Source organism: Neobacillus thermocopriae, assembly GCF_010975035.1.
GTDB classification, from domain to species: Bacteria; Bacillota; Bacilli; order Bacillales; family Cytobacillaceae; genus Neobacillus; species Neobacillus thermocopriae.
Genome location: NZ_JAAIUV010000008.1, coordinates 1 through 21,985, shown reverse-complemented (window position 1 = coordinate 21,985; position 21,985 = coordinate 1). Strand labels below are relative to the sequence as shown.

Sequence of the window (21,985 nt, the reverse complement as noted above, 5' to 3'; positions counted from 1 at the left end):
CAAAAAAGTATTAAGTTTATGATGGTGTAAAATAAAATAGTGAAGTATTGTACTTAAACTAATGATGGATGCGATTGCCCAATAAGAACAGTCACTTATTGGGCTAACGGGCAGGTTAGTTTAATAAAAGTTGCGTATTGTTCACGCAACTTTTATTAATTTAATCTAGAAAATAGACATAGATATTAGTCGGGATAAGAGATAATTAAATAGAATCTAACCAGTTCATCAGAAGAGTTTATATAAATGTGTTCAGTATTTGCGTTAAATTTAATAGTCTCATCAGTGTTTAATTCAAACTTCTCACCTTGAACATCGAGTGTAAGTGTACCTCGTTGTATAAGTACATATTCCTCACCTAAATGCTTTTCGGATTTATGACTAAAACCAGGTTTTAGGTCTACAGTGAAAATTTCAAACTTTTTTTCTGGATGAAATGGGAAAACGGAATATACAAGATAATTTCCATCATCATCTATCAATGGGTTCAGTTGATTGATGTTTATTTTTTCAATTTGTGGCTTTTCCGTTTCCTTTAAAAAAGCAGAAAAAGATACTTGTAACCCATTTGCAATTTTCCAGAGAGTAGTGACAGTCGGATTTGATTTTCCATTTTCAATTTGAGCTAACATTGCTTTACTTACTCCAGTCAGTTCTGCTACCTTATCTAAGCTCAATCCTCGCGTTTTTCTTATTTGGGCAAGATTATTAGCTATAACCTCTTGAATGAACTCCATAAAAAATCTCCTTGACTCTTTTTTATGGTTATTATAACATACATGCATACAATATAACATACATACGTTTAATATAACAGATTAAAAGGTGGTGCAAATATGAATGAATTAGCAAACGAAATAAATAGCGAAGAAACTCTTCCTACATATTTACAAGGAGTAAAAGATTGTATTCCTACTTTAATTGGTTATATCAGCATTGGAATTGCTGCGGGGATTGTTGGAGCTTCATCAAATCTAAGTATTTTAGAAGTTACTCTTTTATCGGCATTAGTTTATGCTGGTGCATCTCAATTTATTATTTGTGCACTGTTAGTATCAGGAAGTCCTATTTCAGTCATTTTATTTACAACTTTTATAGTGAATTTGCGGAATCTTTTATTAAGTATGACATTGGCTCCCCACTTTACAAAATATTCTTTAATGAAAAATATTGGTATCGGAGCTCTTGTAACAGATGAGTCATTTGGTGTAGCCATTAATAAAATTGCAAAAAAAGAAGGGATGAGTGCTCAATGGATGAATGGACTGAATGTAACAGCTTATATATTCTGGATTTTATCTTGTATGTTGGGTGCTATCTTTGGTAAATGGATTTCAAATCCAGAAGCATTTGGATTAGATTTCTCTTTAACAGCTATGTTTTTGGCATTGCTTGTTTTACAATTACAAAATATTGATCAAGGTAGATTGAAGTTTTATTTATCATTAATTGTTTATGTAGTTTTATTGATGCTGGTCCTATGTATGCTTGTTCCATCTTATGTAGCAATTATCTTATCGACAATAATCGTTGCAACCATTGGAGTGGTAAAAGACAAATGAGTATTAATTTATCCGTTTTATTAGTCATTTTAGGGTGTGCTATTGTAACCTTTATTCCAAGAATTATTCCATTTATAGTTATAAGAAATATTGAGCTCCCGAAAATTGTGGTCAAATGGCTTTCATTTATCCCTATTTGTATTTTTGCTGCACTAATCGTTGATAGCTTTATCATCGAAAATGAATCATTACTATCGATTGATTGGAGTGTTCTTGCTGCAATTATACCAACTCTTATTGTAGCCATATGGTCGAAGAGTTTGTCCGTTACAGTTATAGTGGGCATAGTGTGTATGGCTACTGTTAGGTTCTTGTTTTAAAATTGTAAAAAAATACACTTAAAGTAACGGAGTGCGTTTGTTTAATAAGAGGGTCCTTTTTTTAATCGTGGAAAATTGTTACTTACCTATTTGTATACACACGCCGCCATAATTATTTTTTATCGTTTTGATACTTGCCCCAATTCCATTTTATGCTTTTTTTGTATGGTGAGCAAAATAAAAAGCCCCAAAACCTTGATGCAACAAGGTTTTTAGGGCTTTTAATGTCACGCTTCGATGAGTACAAATATTAACGAGAGTAGAACTCAACGATTAATGTTTCGTTGATTTCAGCAGGCAATTCAGAACGCTCTGGTAAGCGAGTGAAAGTACCTTCTAATTTATCTGCGTCAAATGTTAAGTAATCAGGAACGAAGTTATTAGCTTCAATTGCTTCCTTAATTACTGCAAGGTTGCGTGATTTTTCACGTACACTAATTGTTTGGCCAGGAGTAACACGGTATGATGGAATGTCAACGCGAGAACCATCAACTAAAATATGACCGTGGTTTACTAACTGACGAGCAGCACGGCGAGTACGTGCAAGACCTAGACGATAAACTAGGTTATCAAGGCGAGATTCAAGAAGGATCATGAAGTTTTCGCCATGAACGCCGCCTAATTTACCTGCTTTTTCAAATAGGTTGCGGAATTGACGCTCATTTACTCCGTACATATGACGAAGTTTTTGCTTTTCTTGCAATTGCAATCCGTATTCAGAAAGCTTTTTGCGTTGGTTTGGACCATGTTGTCCAGGAGCGTAAGGACGCTTTTCTAATTCTTTACCTGTGCCGCTTAGAGAAATTCCAAGACGACGAGATAATTTCCAGCTTGGGCCGGTATAACGAGCCATGAAGACTCCTCCTTCGTGTTTTTATTTTGGTAAAATAAAAACCGCTCTGAAACATCGATAATAGCCATTTTGTTTTCATGCACCTTCGCCCTAGCAGCTGAGGGTTACGCGATGCACCATCATAAGAAATATATTCAAATTTCTCATGAGGAACAAAATGTACGTATTAAAGTTGTTTCAATAGGCTGCAATATTTTACACAAAGAATATTATATGATTTTTATTCATGAATCGTCAAGTTTTTTTGAAAAAGATTTCTATGGTATTTGAAATGACTATTAGAAAAAAATGAAAATTTGTATAAATATATATTTCAAAAGTACTATTAATTAACTATAATTAGTTATGATGTATATATTTGGAACTAACTGTTTGCTATAAATACTTAGGTGGAGATGGTATGGATACGCTTGATAAGGATTTACAAGTTGAGGTATATAAAAAATTATATTTTGTAACGGAAAAGCTCCATTCATTTTTGGATATGGAAGCCCTTTTGAGTGAATTATTCGTTTTTCTCCGAGAGGAATTTCCTAATTTTTCGTATAACTTGTTTTTATCGCAGGTAACTTATTGCCACAATGATCTCCCAATAACAGAAATTGATTATGACAGTGAAAATATTGCTGCAGTAAAGGTGTATGGAACAGGCATAATGGAATTGGAGCATTTGGATGATCATACAGTTTTATACGTTCCACTAAAAGGAAAACAAGCGGTATATGGGGTACTGCAAATGATTGCACCCATTACAGACAATTTCAAAAGATATGAAATCGAATACATATCATTATTTGCCGGTAGTGCGGGAAATGCCATTGAAAATGCCCTTCTTTTTCGTCACTCACAGCAAATTATTTTAAACTTAAAACTTCTGAATGAAACATCCAAAATGTTAAATTCTAATTTGCAATTGGCAGAGGCTTTGCCATATCTTTCAAACCAACTAAAAACGGCTTTTGATGGACAAGAAATTGGTTTTTTCCTGCTCCCTGAGGATCAAAGGACTGTGAAAATACTCCCGGGTACAACTTCGTTCTTTTTTACTAAACAGGCGCCAATCTATATTGATTATATAAAGAAGGAGATTCTACGGGAAAATGAGTCACTATTTATAGGTGATTTAAATCTTCATACAATAAGCAGTAAAAGTTTTCAATCGATTATGGCTGTCCCGGTCATTTATAGGGGAGCTGTCCGCGGCTTTGCCGTAGTGATGCATCAAAAACCGTTTTTCTTTCCTTTTGATTCGTTTAAGTTATTTCAAACACTTGTGCAGCATTCCTCGTTAGCCATCATTAATTCGATGCTTCGGGAGGAATTAAAAAGAATAGTAATCACGGACCACCTAACAAAACTTAACTCTAGGAAATTTCTCGATGAAAAAATAGAAAAGTCAATGATGGAAGATGAACAAGGTGCTTTTATTATTATTGATATTGACGATTTTAAAGGAATCAATGATAAGTATGGCCACCAAATTGGAGATGAGATCCTTATTCAAGTAGCAAGATTAATTAAATCCTGCATTCGAAATCAAGATGTGGGTGCAAGATGGGGAGGAGAAGAGCTTGCCATTTATCTTCCGAAGGTGTCACTTGAAGAAGCAGTAGCTGTTGCTCAAAGGCTGGTTGAAAAGGTAGCACAAGCATCCAAGCCACATGTTACCATCTCTTGTGGCGTTTCTCATTGGCATAAGGACTATAAGGATTCTTATCAATCACTATTTAAGCGAGCGGACGAAGCTCTTTACCTTGCGAAACGTAGCGGGAAAAATAAAGTTGTTGCCCAATCAGGCAACATAAAGGCTGGCTAAAGATGAAATTAAATTAGTTTTATAGGCACTCAGATTAGGAGTGCCTGATACAAGAATAGATAAAATTTTATATACTATAGATATGAAAACGTTATCAAAAAAAGGGGGAGTGAGTTTCATTGAAGAAGAAAAGTGTACGGTTTGAAACTGAGGTTATCCATGCCGGATATGATTCATCCTTTCATCAAGGAAGTTTAGTTCCTCCATTGTATCAAACCTCAACCTTTACATTTACCACTGCTGAACAGGGGGAAAAAAGATTTGCGGGTCTGGAGGATGGGTATATTTATTCAAGACTTGGAAACCCGACTGTTAAAATATTGGAAGAAAGGGTTGCAGCTCTTGAAAATGGAGAAGCAGCACTTGCTTTTTCATCAGGTATGGCTGCAGTTAGTGCTGTATTATTTACCTTAACAAAAACAGGAGACCATATTCTATGTTCACCAGGGGTTTATGGCTGTACTTTTGGTTTCTTGCAGCTTTTAAAAGAAAAATATGAAATCAGTCATGATTTTAGCCAGATGGACTCAGTTGAGACATTAGAAAAAGAGATACTTCCTAATACGGCTTGTATTTATATTGAAACACCGATTAATCCAACGATGAAACTCGTTGATTTGCAAATGGTTGCCAAGGTAGCAAAAGAAAAAGGAATCCCTGTTGTCGTTGATAATACGTTTTGTTCACCCTACCTGCAAAATCCTATTTCCTTTGGCTGTGATATCGTTATTCATAGCGCGACAAAATATATTGGCGGTCATGGTGACGTGATCGCTGGACTTGTGGTTGGGAATAAAGAATTTATTAACAGGGTGGCACGTACCACTCAAAAGGATATCGGTGGAATTATTTCTCCGTTTGATGCTTGGCTACTTTTAAGGGGGCTAAAGACACTCCCCGTCCGAATGGACCGTCACTCAGAAAATGCTAGCCAACTATTTCAGTTCTTAAAAAAACATCCAAAAGTTGATTCCATATACTATCCTGGGGATCCTGACCATGCGGATTATCAGATTATGAAAAAACAAATGAAACAACCGGGTGGTCTACTTTCTTTTTCAATAAAAGGGACAAAACAAACAGCCCAACGATTTATGAATCAGTTAAAGCTGATTAAAGTTGCAGTAAGTTTGGGTGATGCAGAAACGTTAATCCAGCATCCAGCCACGATGACCCATGCAGTCGTTCCAGAGGAAGAACGTAGGAATATGGGATTTGACGATACGTTGCTTCGGCTTTCTGTTGGGCTCGAAGCATGGGAGGATTTAAAGGATGATCTGGAACAAGCGCTTGAAAAAATATAAACCTCGACTGTAGAGAGGTTTTTAATAGATATTAAAGTGTATTTGATGAGATGAAAATGGTCTTCGATCTCCACTACACGATAAGTAAGTCAACATCGAGTCACCTTTAGTTCTTCGTTTTTTATCTTAGTTGGAAAGCACCAAAAGGAAGGTTACTGCATCATGAGCATTGCACGACCAAGGAAGGAGGTCTACGTCACAAGCAGGGCGCTTATGATTTTTCTATAAGAGTAAAAAGCTATTTATTTGACTTCGAGAAATGTCTAGCCCCAGCCCCCTAGCAGCGAGACGCATTCAGTCTCCTCCCTTTGATTGAGTTAACATCGAATCGCCATTGGCTTTTCGTGTTTCCTTTATCTCAGTTGGAGAGCACCAAAAGGAAGGCTACGGCAGTGTCCGCGTCGCACGACCGAAACTGATAGCTTTTGGGAGGAGGCTATACGTCACTGAACAGGGGGCTTTTGCACTTCTTATAGATGTTCCACTAAAATAGAAACAAATTCTTCCAAATATTTTTGGTCTAGTTGATCAAAACGGTCTTTTTCAGGTGAATCAATGTCTAAAACACCAATTAATTGACCGTTTTTAATCATCGGAATGACAATTTCTGATTGTGTTGCGGCATCGCAGGCAATATGGCCAGGGAATTGATGAACATCTGGAACAAGAATGGTTTCTTTTTTTAAAGCGGCATTTCCGCATACGCCTTTACCAATGGGGATCCGCACGCAGGCTGGAAGCCCTTGGAATGGTCCTAGTACTAAATCTTCTTCCTCCATAAGATAAAAGCCAACCCAGTTAATCCGATCTAAAAATTGGTTTAACAAGGCAGAAGCATTACTTAAGTTAGCAATCTGATTTTTTTCATCTTCGATTAGGGCGATAAGTTGCTTTTTTACAAGAGAGTACCCATCTTCACGACTACCAGTATATTTTTCGACTTTAAACATGATATTTCACCTTTTTCTCATCATCATTATTGTTTATTTTATCAGAATTGGCAGGAAAAGAGCAGACTTTGTCGATATTTTTATAAAGGATTCCAATAATTGAATCAAGAATCTTTTAATTACGGGGATCATGGGTGTTTCAAAAGGGGGAAAACCGATGAAGAAAAACTCTAAAGAAGCGATATTAAAAGCGGCAATTTTGTTATTTAATTCTAAAGGTTATACAGGAACGTCCATAAGAGATATTGCAAGTGCGGCAAAAGTTAACTCAGCGACCATTGCTTATCATTTTGAGAACAAAGCAGGATTATTGGAATATTGTTTTACTTATTTTTTTGAACAATATATAAAGAAAATGGAAGAAGCCTATTCTTCTATTGAAAAGGGAGCTATGGTTTGTTTAAAACGAATGACGGCTGATTTGCTGCATTTTCATTGTGAGAATAGTCAGCTTGCCAGCTTTATCTATAGGGAAATGTCGCTGGATTCACAAATGGTAAGGGAAATTATGTCTACTTATTTATTAAAAGAGAAATATTATCTTCAGAAGGTTTTTGAAAGAGGATTTGAATGGAATGAGTTTCGCCCGCATTCCATACCCTATTTAATTACGCAGCTCAAAGGACTATTGATGATGCCGTTTATGAACACTCATTATATGAGAGAAGTATTATATGTGTTTCCAAATGAGCAGTTTTTCGAACAAAAATATTTAAAGGATCTTCATTTGTGGATTGATAAAATGCTTTGTACAGATATAACTAGGAAGAGAGAAGCGGTCCTTAAATAGGAATGATGAATATCCCCGTCGTTACAGCAACCCCTTAATAAAAAGGAGCAAATAATTAAGCACTTGCTGTCAGGAATCCTTAAATCCTGGGAGTGAAGTGCTTTTTTGCTGGAAAGATTGTGATGAAAATGATATTTTTAACTTTCAAAGACAAAAAAATTGAAATTAATAGTCAAAAAATGTCGTTAACATGGTATCATTAAGGCATTGAAAAAGATTCTAATAGATTTGTTAAAATATAGTGATTCAAATTTTGCTGTTCGGCATAAGGGGGCTTTCACGTGATCTATATCATTGGATTATTCATCCTTTTATTTGCTTTATTTGTAATAGGATATTTTATAAAGAAAAAATACTTTAAGGAAATGGACCGGCTTGAAGCTTGGAAAATTGATTTATTTAGCCGACCGATTCCGGATGAGATGTCCAAGGTAAAGCAGCTGAATATGACCGGACAAACGGAAGAGCTATTTGAGAAATGGCGGAATCAATGGGATGACGTGGTAACAGTTAAGCTACCGGACTTGGAAGAAATGCTTTTTGATGCTGAAGAGTACATAGATAAATATAAATTTAAAAAGGCAAAAGAAGCCCAGAGAAAGATTGCGGATAAATTACAGGAAACTGAAACTCAAATAAATAAAATTCTGGAAGAACTCCATGAGCTTATTGGCAGCGAGGAGAAAAACAGGCTTGAAATCGATGGGTTAAAAGAATTATATCGGGAAGCGAAGAAAACATTACTTGCTCATCGCCATAGCTTTGGCCAATCCGAAAAAGCATTGGAAGTTGAATTGGATATGGTCAGCCAGAAATTTCATGAATATGAGGAAAAAACAGAGCAAGGTAATTACCTCGAGGCCCGTGAAGTAGTCCTTTTCATTCAAAGTAAACTCACAACCATTAAGAAACATATGGATTTGATACCCCAGTTTTTAATTGAGTGTCAGTCACTAATTCCAAATCAATTGACAGAAGTGCTTGAAGGATATAAGGAAATGTTGGAACAAGGGTATTATTTAGAGCACATTCATGTCGAAACTGAAATTAAACGCTTAGAAGAGAAACTTGCAGAAATTCTTCTTCTTATTGAAAAGTCTGATATTGATCAAGCAGAAGAGGGAATCATAGAGGTTAAACAAAGAATTGATATTTTATTTGACCTGTTAGAAAAAGAGGTTCATGCTAAGCACTTTGTGATGAAAAATGAAAAAATGGCAGAAGACCTGCTTTTTTCAGCCGAAAGGGAAAATAAGAAACTCTTCATGGAAGTACGGGATATTCAGGAAAGCTATCAAATAACAGATGATGATCTTGAAACATTAAAAAACTTAGAAAAAGAACTAGTGACTATTTATAAACGGTATGAAATATTAATGGAAAAAGTAAAGCAAAATAATATCGCTCAATCCATTATAGGCGAAGAATTAAACGAGATTAGGGCACAACTCGATTTAATCCGTGAGGGACAACAGTCATTTGCCATGAAACTACAAGCGCTTAGGAAGGACGAGCTAGAGGCAAGAGATAAAATAGCTGAACTAACTAAAAAAATGAGTGAGGCTATTCGCCTTGTGAAAAAGAGCAATGTACCGGGATTGCCTGAAGATTACAAGTATTTAATAGAAGACACTAAAGAGAGTATTCAAAATGTGAAATATCAGCTGGAAGAAAAGCCTCTAAATGTTTCTGCTCTTAATCAATACTTGGAAATTGCTGTTCTAACGGTAGATAAACTCGTTCAGACAACAAATGAATTGATTGAAAATGTGGTACTGGCAGAAAGAGCCATTCAATATGGAAATCGTTATCGCAGTCAATACCCTACTGTTGCCAAAGGTTTGGCAGAGGCAGAAAATGCATTCAGACGCTATGAATACCAAGAGGCAATTGAACAGGCTGCTGCTGCTTTGGAGAGCATCGATCCAGAAGTATTAAAGAAAATAAAAACAATTGTGTAGAGGTATAATGAAAAAACCGGTGTTTGATCGGTTTTTTCTTTTCTTTTTAAAAAAATATAAAATTTATGGTAAGATGTATTGCGGCACACATGATCCTTTTTTAGTTTTATTTTGAGAATTGTCCAGCTCTATTCTTTTAACGGCAAAATACCTTTTAAGGCTTCGGTATAGGAATCGTACAATTAAAAGCGATAGAGTTTGGTAGGAGCTATACGCCGCGACTAGGGAGCTTGCTTTTTCTTATAAGAAAGGTGACGAAGATGATTTACTTTGATAATAGTGCAACGACAAAACCATATAAAGAAGTTTTGGATTCCTTTATTACTGTTTCAAGTAAGTTTTTTGGGAACCCGTCCTCACTCCATAGCTTTGGCGGACAAGCAGAGAAGCTTTTGACTCAGGCAAGGGAGCAGACGGCAAAGCTTTTAGGTGTAAAAATGAGTGAAATCTATTTTACTTCTGGTGGTACAGAGAGTAATAATTTAGCGATTAAAGGTGCTGCTTTAAGAAATCGAAATAAGGGTAAACATCTTATTACCTCAAGTATTGAACATCCTTCTGTAGCTAAAGCGATGGAACAGCTCGAACAAGAAGGATTCGAAATTACCTATATTTCTGTCGATGACACTGGAAGGGTTTCAGTAGATGAAATTGAACGGGCGATCCGCAAAGATACTATATTGATTTCCATCATGCATGTAAACAATGAAATAGGGACGATTCAACCAATTGAGGAAATTGGTCAACTGCTAATAGCTTATCCGGATATCCTTTTCCATGTAGACGCGGTACAAGGAATTGGAAAAGTTCCTTTATCATTCAAAAATAACCGGATTGACTTATGCTCTATTTCTTCACATAAATTTCATGGCTTAAAGGGAACGGGAGCTCTCTATATTCGTGAAGGGGTAAAAATTGATCCGCTATTTTCCGGTGGAAATCAGGAGCGAACACTAAGGAGCGGGACAGAAAATGTAGCAGGTGCTGTTGCCATGGCAAAAGCTCTAAGATTAACAATGGAAAATGGCAAAGAAGGCATAGAACAATTAAGGAAAATCCAGACTTTATTAAGAGATGGTTTAAATAAAATCGAGGGTTTGAAGATTCATACTCCTATTCAGTATTCGGCACCCCATATCCTCAACTTTTCGTTAAAAGGGATTAAGTCAGAAGTATTTATTCATGCGTTGGAACAAGAAGATATTTTTGTTTCCACTACAAGCGCTTGTTCCTCCAAAAAGAAATCACCAAGTAAAACCCTTCTTGCTTTAGGTGTTGCAGAGGAATTGGCAGAAAGTGCAATAAGAATTAGCTTGTCTTTTGAAAATACAGAAGAAGAAGCAAGGACAGTTATTCAAGTGATTGAAAAAACAGTAAATCAATTAGGAAAGGTAATGAAAAGATGAATTACGACCGGATATTAATACGCTATGGAGAAATATCATTAAAGGGTAGAAATCGTAATAAGTTCATTGATAAGCTCAGAAAAAATGTCCGATTGGCACTAAGCTCTTTTCCAAACATAAAAATCGAAGCAAGCCGTGATCGGATGTATGTCCTATTAAATGGAGAGAATGGGTTAGAAATAATCGAAAAACTGAAGCATATATTCGGAATTCAGTCCTTTAGCCCGGCTATAAAAGTTGAAAGGGAATTAGAGGAGATTAAAAATGCTTCCCTTGAATTAGTGCGATCTCTGTTTAAACAAGGGAAAACGTTTAAAGTCACAGCTAAACGATCTGATAAAACATTTGAACTAAATACAGATGAATTGAATCATGCCATTGGAGGCCATTTATTAAAGAATATTGCAGGTTTAAGAGTAGATGTAAAAAATCCTGATATTAATTTGCAAGTGGAAGTAAGAAAAGAAGCGGTATATTTATCATGTGAAATCATTCCGGGAGCAGGTGGCCTCCCACTTGGAACAAGTGGGAAAGCAATGCTAATGCTTTCCGGTGGTATTGACAGCCCTGTTGCCGGGTATCTGGCCATGAGAAGGGGACTGGAAATTGAAGCTGTTCATTTCTTTAGTCCTCCTTTTACAAGCGAAAGAGCGAAAGAGAAAGTCATTGATTTATCCAAAAAACTGGCGGAAATTAGTGGTTGTGTGATAAAGCTACATATCGTACCATTCACAGATGTTCAACAAGCCATTCGTGAACAAGTGCCAGAAAATTATTCAATGACATCCACAAGAAGAATGATGTTGCGCATTACAGATGAAATTCGGAAAAAACAAGACGGCCTAGCTATTGTTACCGGGGAAAGTCTTGGACAGGTTGCTAGCCAAACCTTGGAAAGTATGTATGCGATTAATGAAGTAACAAATACTCCAATACTGCGTCCCTTGATTTCAATGGACAAAACAGATATTATAAAAATTGCTGATAAAATTAATACATTAGACATTTCAAATCGTCCATATGAAGATTGTTGTACTATTTTTGTCCCTTCATCTCCAAAAACAAAACCGAGAAGAGATAAGGTAAATCAGTTCGAGAGTTATTTTGATTTTGAACCGTTAATTCAAGAAGCGGTGCAGGAAGTTGAAACTCTTACCATCAGACCTGACCGTGATATCCGACAAGAAATAAATGACTTATTTTAAATGTATATTTTCGGAATAATTGCGAAAAATTACCATTTTTATATAAGAATGAAGCAGGAGGCTTCTACACATTCTATACTCACAAGGAGGTGAGTATAGATGGCTAACAACAACAGCTCTAACCAATTACTAGTTAGTGGTGCTCAACAAGCTCTTGACCAAATGAAATATGAAATTGCTCAAGAGTTTGGTGTAAACCTTGGCGCTGACACAACTTCACGTGCTAACGGTTCTGTTGGTGGTGAAATTACTAAGCGTCTAGTAGCTATGGCTGAACAACAATTAGGCGGCGGATTTGCTCGTTAAGCAAAAAGTGAATAATAATGGCTACAGAGAGTAGGAATTGTCATTCCTGCTCTCTTTTATTTTTTATTAGTACTTTTCAGAATAATAATTTAAAATTTTTTAATAATTTTGTATAATAATAATGTTTACAAAATATTTTAGGGGGAATCGGAAAATGAAACGGGAAGACTTAATTGCACCTGAAAAGTATAACCTTGTTTCAGAGGTGGAGAAATTTGCTAAAAACCCGAACAAAAAAGCTTTAATTTGGGAAAATGAAGCTGGTGAAACAAAAGAGATTACATATGAACAGTTAATGAAACAAGTAAATCAAGCGGGAAATGTGTTTGTTCAAAGTGGTTTAACAAAGGGAGATATAGTCCTAGTAATTGTACCGCGCTTAATTGATGCATATGTTATTTATTTGGCTGCCCTAAAAGCAGGATTGGTGGTCATTCCAAGCTCGGAAATGCTAAGGGAGAAAGATCTACAATACCGCATTACTCACGGGGACGTAAAGGCTGTTATTAGTTATTATCCTTATGTGGAGCAATTTAAAAATATTACTTCCCAGCAAGAATTGGTTAAGTTTACAATCGGCGGAAAGGAAGACGGCTGGATTCAATTAGATGAAGAAATGAAAGCGTCTTCAGAAGAATTCGCAATGGCTGATACGTTAAGAGATGATATGGCCTTTTTATCCTATACTTCTGGGACAACCGGAAATCCAAAGGGAGTAGTGCATACTCACGGATGGGCATATGCACATTTGCGGACAGCAGCAGCTAAATGGCTCTGTATTGAAGAGGGGGATATGGTTTGGGCAACAGCCGGACCAGGCTGGCAGAAGTGGATTTGGAGCCCGTTCCTTTCCGTTTTAGGATCTGGTGCCACCGGATTAGTTTATCATGGGAAATTTGAGCCAAAGAAATACTTAAGTCTTCTACAAAAATATGATGTGAATGTACTATGCTGTACCCCAACTGAATATCGCTTAATGGCTAAAGTTGATAATTTGGCTGAATTTAAGCTGCCAAAACTTCATAGTGCGTTATCTGCTGGAGAGCCGTTAAATCGGGAAGTCATTGACACGTTTAGAAAATATTTTAATATCGATGTTCGAGATGGATATGGCCAAACGGAAAATACACTTCTTGTCGGCGTAACGAAAGGGATGGAACTAAAACCGGGTTCTATGGGCAAGCCGACACCAGGAAATAGGGTTGAAATTATTGATGAAAACGGAAAACCTTGTCCGGTTGGAGTAGTTGGAGATATTGCTGTCCATGTAGAAACACCAGCATTATTTAAAAATTATTATAAGGATCCAGAAAGAACTGCCATGCAATTCCGTGGTGATTATTATGTAACGGGCGATAAAGCAAAAATGGACGAGGATGGTTATTTCTGGTTTGAGGGCAGGGGCGATGACATTATCATCAGTTCAGGGTATACAATCGGCCCTTTCGAAGTGGAAGATGCTTTAGTGAAGCATCCATATGTAAAGGAATGTGCAGTTGTTGCCAGTCCAGATGAGATTCGCGGTTTTGTTGTTAAAGCTTTTGTCGTCTTGCGTGAAGGGGTTACAGAATCAGAAACAGACCTAACAAAAATCCTACAGGATCATGTCAAAGCCTTAACAGCACCTTATAAATATCCAAGAAAGATTGAATATGTCACTGAGCTTCCGAAAACGACTTCAGGAAAAATCCGCCGCGTTGAATTACGTCAAAAAGAAATGCAAGCACTAAAAAAATAATACCATCATAATACAGTCTAAAAAATAAAAAAGGGCATCCAGATGTCGAAAATTCGACTTTCTGGATGGTCCCTTTTTTCTTTATAGGAAAGTTCGTTTTACTTTTTCCCAGAACGAATTATTTTTTAACTTTAATGTTTTTAATTTTTTATTACTTAACTGAATGGTAATTTTATTTGCATGTTTAATACTTAATGCTTCATTATCTAATCCCATGATCGGATAATCATTATCTTCTGAAACGACCTTAAGTGTCAGGTTGCGCTCGGCACCTAAAATAAATGAGGATCCGAGAGTACGATAGTTGTTATTATTGACAGATGCTACTTCACTTACCTGCATACATGAAAGAAGAGGGTCTACAATCGCGCCATTGACGGACTTATTGTAAGCCGTGCTGCCTGTCGGAGTGGCTACCACTAATCCATCTCCGCGGAAAGTTTCAAAATGCAATTGGTCAACAAATACATCAATCACAAGAGTCTTGATGATGGAAGAACGAATACTGAATTCATTTAAACAAGTAAAAGTTCCTTGCCCTTCTACATACACCTCGATAAGAGGATAACGACGAACTTCCAGTTGTTCATTTAACATTGCATTAATCATATTGGATGTTTCCTCAATTCGGAAGTCACAATACATGTTCAAGCTGTTATTCGTGGAGATCCCCATATATAAACAATCATCACGAAAACCCGTCTTCCGAACGGCTTGAAGAAAGGTTCCGTCCTCCCCAATACTAGCAATAATATTTGCCTGTTTGTGATCGTTTACAATCGTAAAACCATAGCGTTTGGTCGCTTCAAAAAGAGGCGTTACCTTTGCGAGAATCTCTGGTTCCTGTTTATAATAATAAAATACATTCTTTCTTTCTGGCATAAATTGTACCTCCTGTAATATTTATGTAAAAAACTATCTTGTTTTACTCATTGGAAAATAATTTTTTGATAAAATGATAGTAGTCTTCATTTAGTTTATCATTTTTTTGAAACAATTTGAAATATTTGATTATTAAAAGTAGAAATGGGGGAAACAAATGAGTGGAAAACGTTGGGCTGCACTTGGCATTGCAGCGGCATTATTTTTTGTATCTGTATTGGTCAATTTTTTATCCTCTTTTGCATTTAAAGGCATAGAGACGGACTTTAGTGAGTTTCTGGCTACTGCAGAGGACCCATTTACCGAGGAAGTAATAGAAGAAGGTAGTGAATTAAAGAAAATTGTGGTCCTTGATATAAATGGTGTTATCGAAGATACAGGGGGAACAGAAGCGCTATTTTCTGATTCCAGTTACAATCATCGCTCGTTTATGAAAAAACTGAAACAAATTAAAGAAGATAACACTGTGAAAGGAGTCATTATACAGGTAAACTCACCAGGAGGCGGAGTAGTTGAAAGTGCTGAAATCCATAAGGAGCTAAAAGAAATCCAGAAGGAAACGAAGAAACCTATTTATATATCAATGGGATCTATGGCAGCTTCAGGGGGGTACTATATTTCAACAGCGGCTAAGAAAATTTATGCTAGTCCGGAAACCATGACCGGAAGCCTTGGAGTGATTATGCAGGGTATTAACTACGAGAAATTGGCAGAAAAGTATGGTGTTGAATTTGTGACTATTAAAAGCGGTGAATACAAAGATATTATGAGTCCTACAAGAGAAATGACAGAGGAAGAACGAAAGATTTTACAACAAATGATTGACAATTCGTACAATGGATTTGTAAAAGTGATAGCCGAGGGTCGTGGGATGAGCGAGGAAAAAGTGAGAGAGATTGCCGATGGACGTGTATATGATGGCCGACAAGCAAAGGACTTAAATCTTATTGATGGTTTTGGCTATTTGGATGATGTCATTGATGAAATGAAGAAAAATGAAAAACTCAACGATGCACAAGTTGTCCGTTATACTGAAAATTTTGGGTTTGCTTCTTTGTTCCATATGCAAGCGAAAAAGTTGATTGGTGAAAACATTGAAATGACTGGTTTAATGAAACTTCTCTCTAAACCAAATTCACCACGTCTCATGTATCTTTATGCGGAGTGAGGTGTGAATCATGGAAAATAATAACCAATTGAACGAACAATTTGATCATTTGGAAGATTCACAGATGAATCATGAAACTATAACTGAACAACCATATAGTCAAGATCAGGAACATGATCCATCTCCTTCATCCAAAAAATCATTTCGTTATGCCGGCTTTTGGATGCGTTTTTGGGCCTATTTACTTGATTTATTAGTAATTGGAAGTATCGAAAGACTGTTGATTAATCCAGTTTTTCGCTGGTTAGATATTTCCTTAACCGAATATAATATGTTTGCGCCTATTTCCATTACTTCAGCGATCATCTTTTATTTGTATTTTGTTTTAATGACTAAATATTTCCAGCAGACATTAGGGAAAATGGTATTTGGACTAAGGGTTGTAAACTTTCATTCTGAGGAATTAACTTGGGGAACCGTTTTGTTTCGAGAATGGATTGGAAGGTTTATTTCAGCCACAGTTGTTTTGGGATATGTTATTACAGCTTTTATGCCTAAGAAACAGGGATTACATGATCTTTTTACAGACACAACCGTCGTTCATGTTGAATAAAGAATTAAAACCTATCAACGATAAGTTGATAGGTTTATTTTTTTGACGAACAGGACATACTAGCAGGTTGAAAGGTTGTGAATCAATTTGGTTTGGTTGTTGGTTTTTATTTTAGTTATTGCACTTATATTACTACTTTTATTGATGACAAAATTAACCATTTATCTAAATTATTATCATCACAATGATAATGATGATTTACAGATTGAATTTCGTATCTGGTTCGGATTAATTCGATACAAGAAAAAAATCCCACTTGTAAAAATTGATGAGAATTCACCTAGTATCATTATAAAAAGCACGTCGTCTATGGGAAACGTTGATCATGTTGAGAATTCTGAATACGATGTTAAACAATTTACCAAAAACGATTTTTTAGAAAACTATCGAAGGATAAACTTTTTGCTTAAAAAAGTCGTTCATTTACATACGATTATTAGAAAATTTCTTCAAAAAATCAGTATTAATAAGTTTGAGTGGCAAACCATGATCGGAGTTGGTGATGCAGCCCATACGGCTATTGTAACGGGTGTTTTGTGGTCCATCAAAGGGAATATGACTGGTTTATTAAGTCAATATTTTAAACTAAAGGTGATGCCTGTTATTTCTATTACTCCTCATTTTCAAGCTAATGTCATTCAGACAAGGGTGTCATGTATTTTTCAGTTTCGAATCGGGCATGCTATTTTAGCAGGATTAAAAATGATTAAATTTTGGAAGGGAAGTATAAAGACCTTCAATAATAAAACCCATTTTTCTACCAAAGCGAATTCATCCACTGGTTAATTCATAGGAAAACGGGTCAGTGGTTTGATTAGCTAAAAAAGAAAATCATAATTGAAATAGGAGGATACGGCAATGTCAGAGCATCCAATACAAGGTTTAATGACAACTGCGATGGAAAGCCTTAAGGAAATGATTGATGTCAATACGATCATCGGAGATCCAGTGGAAACCCCTGATGGTAGTGTAATTTTGACAGTTTCAAAGGTTGGTTTTGGATTTGCTGCTGGGGGTAGCGAATTCAATATAAGCGGGTCTAAAAATCAGGGGCAAAGCCAAGGACAAGGGCAAGGAGAAAGCCAAGGGCAATCAAAGCATCCATTTGGCGGTGGTAGCGGGGCCGGTGTGTCAATTACTCCAATTGCCTTTTTAATTGTGAATAGTCAAGGGGTTAAAATGCTGCATTTAGATGAAAGCACTCATTTATATGAGAAAATACTAGAGCTTGCTCCTCAAGCTGTGGATAAGATTCAACAAATGTTCTCAAAAAAAGATCAATCCCAACAGAAGAACAGTTCTGAATCCCATGAAAAACCGAAACTTGATTTAGATTTATAGGAAAGAAAGTTAACCTTCTAAAAGGTATGAAGGTTAACTTTTTTCATGATGTGGTTAAACGTAGGATTATCCCACAAGTCATAATCATTGCAAAAATATTCTTGGCAGGATATATTTACACTGTACATATCCAAGTGAGTAGGTATTTACCTAAAAAACTTGTGATATTTGATACGACTAAGGAGGATGGAAAAATGGCAAATGTTACGTTTAAGGGAAAGCCAGTTACCTTACTGGGAAACGAAGTAAAAGTAGGCGATAAAGCTTCAAACTTTACTGTTCTAGCAAATGATTTATCTGAAGTTACTTTAGAAAATACAAAGGGGCAAGTTCGTATCATCATTTCTGTACCTTCTGTTGATACAGGTGTTTGTGATGCTGAAATTCGCCGTTTCAATGAAGAAGCAAGTGGTTTAGATAATGTCAAGGTATTAACAGTTAGCGTTGATCTTCCATTTGCTCAAAAACGCTGGTGCGCTGCAGCAGGTATTGAAAATGTTCAAACATTATCCGATCACCGTGATTTATCTTTCGGTGAAGCCTATGGTGTAGCGATTAAGGAATTACGGTTATTGGCTCGTGCGGTGTTTGTTGTTGATTCTTCTGATACAGTGACTTATGTTGAGTATGTGAATGAAGTAACTGAACACCCTAACTATGAAGCGGCTCTAGAAGCTGCCAAAAACGCGAAGTAATAATTGATATTAAAAAGGCCTCTCCAATGGCGAGGTCTTTTTTCAATGACATAAAAGGAGGGGACGTATGAATATTACTCCTATTGAGAAATTATTTGCTTTATTTAATGAAACAGCTCTTATTCTTCAGGAAGAATTGAATTGTTCTTTTCTAGAAGCATTAGCCGAAACAGGTGAGAATTTGTTTCAAGGAACCATTCTTCAGGAAGAATTAAGTGAACTAACGGTAAAAAGACTACAAAAGCAGTACAATGAGATTCAAATCGAAAAATTTTCAAAGGAAGAAATCCGCAAAGCTTATCAGCTCGTTATCCTCAAAGGGATGAAGGAAAATGTTCAGCCCAATCATCAAATGACCCCAGATTCAGTGGGCTTGCTAGTGGCCTACCTGGTTGACCGATTCATGAAAGAAACATCTTTTTGCCTACTTGACCCCGCTGTTGGGACAGGAAATCTATTGCTAACAGTAATCAACCATTTGCAAAAAAATATTTCCGCCATTGGGGTTGAGATTGATGATTTGTTAATCAAACTTGCTTATGTCAATGCAAATTTACAGGAGCAACCGGTTCAGTTTTTTAATCAGGACAGTTTGGAGCCGCTATTTATTGAACCTGTAGATGTGGTTGTTGCAGATTTGCCAGTGGGTTATTATCCAAATGACCTACGTGCAGCAGCTTATCAATTAAAAGCGAGCAGTGGACATTCCTATGCTCATCATTTATTTATGGAACAAAGTATACGGCATACGAAGCCAGGCGGTTACTTATTTTTCATCATTCCTAATGGACTCTTTGAAAGTGAACAGGCAAAACAGTTACATGATTATTTCAAAGAAAATGTAATTATTCAAGGGTTACTTCAACTGCCAATTAGTATGTTCAAAAATAAAAATGCAGCGAAAAGCATTTTAATCGTGCAGAAAAAAGGTGAAGGAGTAAAGCCACCAAAGCAAGTATTGCTCGCCAGTCTCCCAACTCTGTCAAAAAAAGCCGAGATGGACAATATCTTAAACAAATTGGAACTATGGTTTGCAGAGAACAAAAGATAACACTGAATTCTTTCGGTGTTATTTTTTTGTAATAATGAATATTTTTCTGGAATATTTTGGAGTAATTACCATAGTGGTGTTATGCCATATAATCAGTCATTATTGAATCCCCATCCTCTCTTTTTGTTTTTTTCATGAAAGGGCATTAGCCTAATCATCACACGACCGAAAGCGGTGGCTTTTGGGAGGAAGTCATGCGCCGCTAAGCAGTGGGCTTTCGCTTTTCCAATAAGATAAAAAATATCTATTGACTTTGAGTACTGTCTAGCTCCAGCGCCTTAGCGTCGAGACGCCTTCGGTATCCGCCCTACGATAAGTCAACATCGATTCGCTTTGGGCTCCTCGTGTTTCCTTTATCTCAGTTGGAGACTTCCAAGCCCTACGTCGCTGCCGAGGGCGCTTGCGCTTTTCGTATTTTTACAAAAATAAAAAGAGTTTGAATACATTTATATTTTAATTGTAAGCGCTACCATTTTATTAATGCCTTGAAATGTTTTTTTTACAATGATTAAATGATTGAGGGAGAAAACCTGGACGGTTTGTACAAAATAATAAAAGAGTAAATGGAAATGATGGATATAAAGGAGCGTTTAGCAAAATGGCAAAAATCATCGCGATAAATGCAGGTAGTTCTTCATTAAAATTTCAATTATTTGATATGCCTTCTGAGGAAGTTATTACAAAAGGGTTGATTGAGAGAATTGGACTCAATGATTCCATTTTTAATATAACAATCAATGGTGAAAAGTTAAAGGAAACATTAGATATTCCTAATCATGAAGTAGCAGTAAAACTATTATTAGATAAACTGACCACTTTGGGAATTATTAAATCTCTGTCTGAAATTGAAGGGATTGGCCACCGTGTTGTTCACGGAGGTGAAGAGTTTAGTGACTCAGTACTAATTACAGACGAAGTATTAAGAAAGATTGATGAATTATCAGAGCTGGCTCCATTACATAATCCAGCAAACGTAACAGGAATTCGAGCATTTAAACAAGTTCTTCCGAATGTTCCGGCAGTTGCTGTGTTTGATACGGCATTTCACCAAACAATGCCGGCGAGCTCTTATCTATACAGTCTTCCTTATGAGTATTATGAAAAATATGGAATCCGTAAATATGGTTTCCATGGAACAAGCCATAAATATGTATCACAAAGAGCCGCTGAGCTTTTAGGGCGTCCAATTGAACAACTACGGTTAATTTCCTGTCATTTAGGAAATGGTGCAAGTATTGCGGCTATTCAAGGCGGTAAATCAATCGATACTTCCATGGGCTTTACACCTCTTGCTGGTGTAACGATGGGTACTCGTTCTGGAAACATTGACCCTGCATTAATTCCTTTCATTATGGAGAAAACAGGTAAAACGGCAGATGAGGTTTTAGAAGTTTTAAATAAGAAAAGCGGAATGCTAGCTGTTTCTGGTTTTTCAAGTGATTTAAGGGATATAGAATTGCAGGCACAGCAAGGAAATGAAAGAGCGAAGCTTGCATTAGAAGTTTTCTCTAACCGAATCCATAAATATATTGGTTCCTATGCTGCTCGTATGTACGGGGTAGATGCGATTATTTTCACTGCAGGTATTGGAGAAAATAGTGATGTCATTCGTGAGAATGTATTAAAAGGTCTAGAGTTTATGGGTGTATATTGGGATCCAACATTAAATAAAGTTAGAGGCAAAGAAGCGTTTATTAACTATCCACATTCACCTGTTAAAGTGCTTGTAATACCAACAAATGAAGAAGTTATGATTGCCCGCGATGTCGTGCGATTAGCAGAAATCAAATAAGTTCTTTCATAAGCAAAAGCCCAATGAGGGCTTTTGCTTCAGTCTGTCGACAAAATCCTTTTTTAAAGGATTTTGTCGACATTTTTTGTATAATTATGTCATAGAATATCGAGGTGATATTGAAATGCTTACTAAAAATACACAAGTAAATCGAGATCAATTAGGAATGATTACTTTAGACCAGCTGGTTCCTGAAAATCACTTGGTTCGTAAGATAGAAGCTGCTATTGATTTTTCATTTATATATAAATTAGTTGAGAATATGTATTCATCTGAACGTGGTCGCCCAAGT

The 21,985-nt window shown here is 36.3% G+C and carries 22 protein-coding genes; 18 read left to right on the top strand and 4 right to left on the bottom strand.

Annotated features, from left to right (window positions below; all coding sequences use genetic code 11):
- Positions 1 to 185: 185 nt before the first annotated feature.
- Entirely contained in the window at positions 186 to 737 is a 552-nt protein-coding gene (locus G4Z05_RS06815) for a helix-turn-helix domain-containing protein (protein ID WP_163251130.1), read from the bottom strand.
- 99 nt (positions 738 to 836) lie between these two features.
- Here G4Z05_RS06815 and G4Z05_RS06810 point away from each other — a divergent pair, with 99 nt between their 5' ends.
- Positions 837 to 1,562 carry an AzlC family ABC transporter permease gene (locus tag G4Z05_RS06810; protein ID WP_163251129.1) on the top strand — a complete coding sequence of 242 codons (726 nt, stop codon included), beginning with the start codon at positions 837 to 839 and terminating at the stop codon, positions 1,560 to 1,562.
- Positions 1,559 to 1,882 (top strand): AzlD domain-containing protein, encoded by a 324-nt coding sequence (locus G4Z05_RS06805; protein WP_163251128.1) that lies wholly within the window; start codon positions 1,559 to 1,561, stop codon positions 1,880 to 1,882. Before G4Z05_RS06810 ends, G4Z05_RS06805 begins: the two co-directional genes overlap by 4 nt.
- Before the next feature lie 250 nt (positions 1,883 to 2,132).
- Here the strand turns inward: G4Z05_RS06805 and rpsD are convergent, their stop codons facing one another.
- Positions 2,133 to 2,735 (bottom strand): 30S ribosomal protein S4, encoded by a 603-nt coding sequence (rpsD, locus tag G4Z05_RS06800; RefSeq protein ID WP_163251127.1) that lies wholly within the window; start codon positions 2,733 to 2,735, stop codon positions 2,133 to 2,135.
- A gap of 400 nt (positions 2,736 to 3,135) precedes the next feature.
- Here rpsD and G4Z05_RS06795 point away from each other — a divergent pair, with 400 nt between their 5' ends.
- Positions 3,136 to 4,551, top strand: coding sequence for a sensor domain-containing diguanylate cyclase (locus tag G4Z05_RS06795; protein ID WP_163251126.1), 1,416 nt, complete (start codon positions 3,136 to 3,138; stop codon positions 4,549 to 4,551).
- Positions 4,552 to 4,670: 119 nt separating this feature from the next.
- On the top strand, positions 4,671 to 5,855 hold the full coding sequence (gene megL / locus G4Z05_RS06790) for a methionine gamma-lyase (protein ID WP_163251125.1): 1,185 nt from the start codon (positions 4,671 to 4,673) through the stop codon (positions 5,853 to 5,855).
- A 470-nt stretch (positions 5,856 to 6,325) separates the two neighbouring features.
- On the opposite strand, the gene G4Z05_RS06785 is transcribed toward megL, so the two are convergent.
- Positions 6,326 to 6,805 (bottom strand): GAF domain-containing protein, encoded by a 480-nt coding sequence (locus G4Z05_RS06785; RefSeq protein WP_163251124.1) that lies wholly within the window; start codon positions 6,803 to 6,805, stop codon positions 6,326 to 6,328.
- Between the two features lie 157 nt (positions 6,806 to 6,962).
- Between G4Z05_RS06785 and refZ the strand changes: the two genes are divergently transcribed.
- The 6 genes from refZ to mbcS all read left to right on the top strand — a co-directional run bounded on the left by refZ (position 6,963) and on the right by mbcS (position 14,211).
- On the top strand, positions 6,963 to 7,595 hold the full coding sequence (gene refZ / locus G4Z05_RS06780; protein WP_163251123.1) for a forespore capture DNA-binding protein RefZ: 633 nt from the start codon (positions 6,963 to 6,965) through the stop codon (positions 7,593 to 7,595).
- A 281-nt stretch (positions 7,596 to 7,876) separates the two neighbouring features.
- On the top strand, positions 7,877 to 9,556 hold the full coding sequence (gene ezrA / locus G4Z05_RS06775; protein ID WP_163251122.1) for a septation ring formation regulator EzrA: 1,680 nt from the start codon (positions 7,877 to 7,879) through the stop codon (positions 9,554 to 9,556).
- Between the two features lie 260 nt (positions 9,557 to 9,816).
- Entirely contained in the window at positions 9,817 to 10,962 is a 1,146-nt protein-coding gene (locus G4Z05_RS06770) for a cysteine desulfurase family protein (RefSeq protein WP_163251121.1), read from the top strand.
- Positions 10,959 to 12,167, top strand: a complete 1,209-nt coding sequence (gene thiI / locus G4Z05_RS06765) for a tRNA uracil 4-sulfurtransferase ThiI (protein ID WP_163251120.1) — start codon at positions 10,959 to 10,961, stop codon at positions 12,165 to 12,167. The genes G4Z05_RS06770 and thiI overlap by 4 nt, the downstream gene beginning before the upstream one ends.
- Positions 12,168 to 12,266: 99 nt before the next feature.
- Positions 12,267 to 12,473, top strand: coding sequence for an alpha/beta-type small acid-soluble spore protein (locus G4Z05_RS06760; protein WP_038536720.1), 207 nt, complete (start codon positions 12,267 to 12,269; stop codon positions 12,471 to 12,473).
- A gap of 154 nt (positions 12,474 to 12,627) precedes the next feature.
- Positions 12,628 to 14,211: an acyl-CoA synthetase MbcS gene (mbcS, locus tag G4Z05_RS06755; RefSeq protein ID WP_163251119.1), complete on the top strand. Its 1,584-nt coding sequence runs from the start codon at positions 12,628 to 12,630 to the stop codon at positions 14,209 to 14,211.
- A gap of 81 nt (positions 14,212 to 14,292) precedes the next feature.
- Here mbcS and G4Z05_RS06750 read toward each other — a convergent pair whose 3' ends face one another.
- A complete protein-coding gene (locus G4Z05_RS06750; RefSeq protein WP_163251118.1) occupies positions 14,293 to 15,093 on the bottom strand; it encodes an NAD kinase in 801 nt (266 codons plus the stop codon).
- Between the two features lie 157 nt (positions 15,094 to 15,250).
- On the opposite strand from G4Z05_RS06750, the gene sppA reads away from it, so the two are divergent.
- From sppA to G4Z05_RS16510, 8 genes are all read left to right on the top strand, one after another.
- Positions 15,251 to 16,261, top strand: a complete 1,011-nt coding sequence (gene sppA / locus G4Z05_RS06745) for a signal peptide peptidase SppA (RefSeq protein WP_163251117.1) — start codon at positions 15,251 to 15,253, stop codon at positions 16,259 to 16,261.
- 10 nt (positions 16,262 to 16,271) lie between these two features.
- Complete coding sequence (locus G4Z05_RS06740) at positions 16,272 to 16,814, top strand: RDD family protein (RefSeq protein WP_163251116.1); 543 nt, start codon at positions 16,272 to 16,274, stop codon at positions 16,812 to 16,814.
- 87 nt (positions 16,815 to 16,901) lie between these two features.
- The gene (locus tag G4Z05_RS06735; protein ID WP_163251115.1) at positions 16,902 to 17,600 is read left to right on the top strand and encodes a DUF2953 domain-containing protein; all 699 of its coding nucleotides are present in this window, start codon (positions 16,902 to 16,904) and stop codon (positions 17,598 to 17,600) included.
- Positions 17,601 to 17,672: 72 nt separating this feature from the next.
- Positions 17,673 to 18,155, top strand: coding sequence for a GerW family sporulation protein (gene ytfJ, locus G4Z05_RS06730; protein ID WP_163251114.1), 483 nt, complete (start codon positions 17,673 to 17,675; stop codon positions 18,153 to 18,155).
- Positions 18,156 to 18,349: 194 nt separating this feature from the next.
- The gene (gene tpx, locus G4Z05_RS06725) at positions 18,350 to 18,850 is read left to right on the top strand and encodes a thiol peroxidase (RefSeq protein WP_163251113.1); all 501 of its coding nucleotides are present in this window, start codon (positions 18,350 to 18,352) and stop codon (positions 18,848 to 18,850) included.
- 67 nt (positions 18,851 to 18,917) lie between these two features.
- Positions 18,918 to 19,901: a class I SAM-dependent methyltransferase gene (locus G4Z05_RS06720; protein ID WP_163251112.1), complete on the top strand. Its 984-nt coding sequence runs from the start codon at positions 18,918 to 18,920 to the stop codon at positions 19,899 to 19,901.
- A 598-nt stretch (positions 19,902 to 20,499) separates the two neighbouring features.
- Positions 20,500 to 21,693: an acetate kinase gene (locus G4Z05_RS06715; RefSeq protein WP_163251111.1), complete on the top strand. Its 1,194-nt coding sequence runs from the start codon at positions 20,500 to 20,502 to the stop codon at positions 21,691 to 21,693.
- Between the two features lie 124 nt (positions 21,694 to 21,817).
- On the top strand, positions 21,818 to 21,985 hold a 168-nt coding region (locus G4Z05_RS16510; protein WP_477505077.1), incomplete at its 3' end, for a transposase.

Bases quoted from the DNA above. Each gene is read 5' to 3' on its own strand.
- G4Z05_RS06770 (WP_163251121.1), top strand. From the start codon at position 9,817: ATGATTTACTTTGATAATAGTGCAACGACAAAACCATATAAAGAAGTT.
- thiI (WP_163251120.1), top strand. From the start codon at position 10,959: ATGAATTACGACCGGATATTAATACGCTATGGAGAAATATCATTAAAG.
- G4Z05_RS06760 (WP_038536720.1), top strand. From the start codon at position 12,267: ATGGCTAACAACAACAGCTCTAACCAATTACTAGTTAGTGGTGCTCAA.
- G4Z05_RS06815 (WP_163251130.1), bottom strand. From the start codon at position 737: ATGGAGTTCATTCAAGAGGTTATAGCTAATAATCTTGCCCAAATAAGA.
- G4Z05_RS06785 (WP_163251124.1), bottom strand. From the start codon at position 6,805: ATGTTTAAAGTCGAAAAATATACTGGTAGTCGTGAAGATGGGTACTCT.
- G4Z05_RS06750 (WP_163251118.1), bottom strand. From the start codon at position 15,093: ATGCCAGAAAGAAAGAATGTATTTTATTATTATAAACAGGAACCAGAG.
- mbcS (WP_163251119.1), top strand. From the start codon at position 12,628: ATGAAACGGGAAGACTTAATTGCACCTGAAAAGTATAACCTTGTTTCA.
- G4Z05_RS06810 (WP_163251129.1), top strand. From the start codon at position 837: ATGAATGAATTAGCAAACGAAATAAATAGCGAAGAAACTCTTCCTACA.
- refZ (WP_163251123.1), top strand. From the start codon at position 6,963: ATGAAGAAAAACTCTAAAGAAGCGATATTAAAAGCGGCAATTTTGTTA.
- G4Z05_RS06795 (WP_163251126.1), top strand. From the start codon at position 3,136: ATGGATACGCTTGATAAGGATTTACAAGTTGAGGTATATAAAAAATTA.
- G4Z05_RS06720 (WP_163251112.1), top strand. From the start codon at position 18,918: ATGAATATTACTCCTATTGAGAAATTATTTGCTTTATTTAATGAAACA.
- G4Z05_RS06715 (WP_163251111.1), top strand. From the start codon at position 20,500: ATGGCAAAAATCATCGCGATAAATGCAGGTAGTTCTTCATTAAAATTT.
- sppA (WP_163251117.1), top strand. From the start codon at position 15,251: ATGAGTGGAAAACGTTGGGCTGCACTTGGCATTGCAGCGGCATTATTT.
- tpx (WP_163251113.1), top strand. From the start codon at position 18,350: ATGGCAAATGTTACGTTTAAGGGAAAGCCAGTTACCTTACTGGGAAAC.
- ytfJ (WP_163251114.1), top strand. From the start codon at position 17,673: ATGTCAGAGCATCCAATACAAGGTTTAATGACAACTGCGATGGAAAGC.
- rpsD (WP_163251127.1), bottom strand. From the start codon at position 2,735: ATGGCTCGTTATACCGGCCCAAGCTGGAAATTATCTCGTCGTCTTGGA.
- G4Z05_RS06805 (WP_163251128.1), top strand. From the start codon at position 1,559: ATGAGTATTAATTTATCCGTTTTATTAGTCATTTTAGGGTGTGCTATT.
- G4Z05_RS06740 (WP_163251116.1), top strand. From the start codon at position 16,272: ATGGAAAATAATAACCAATTGAACGAACAATTTGATCATTTGGAAGAT.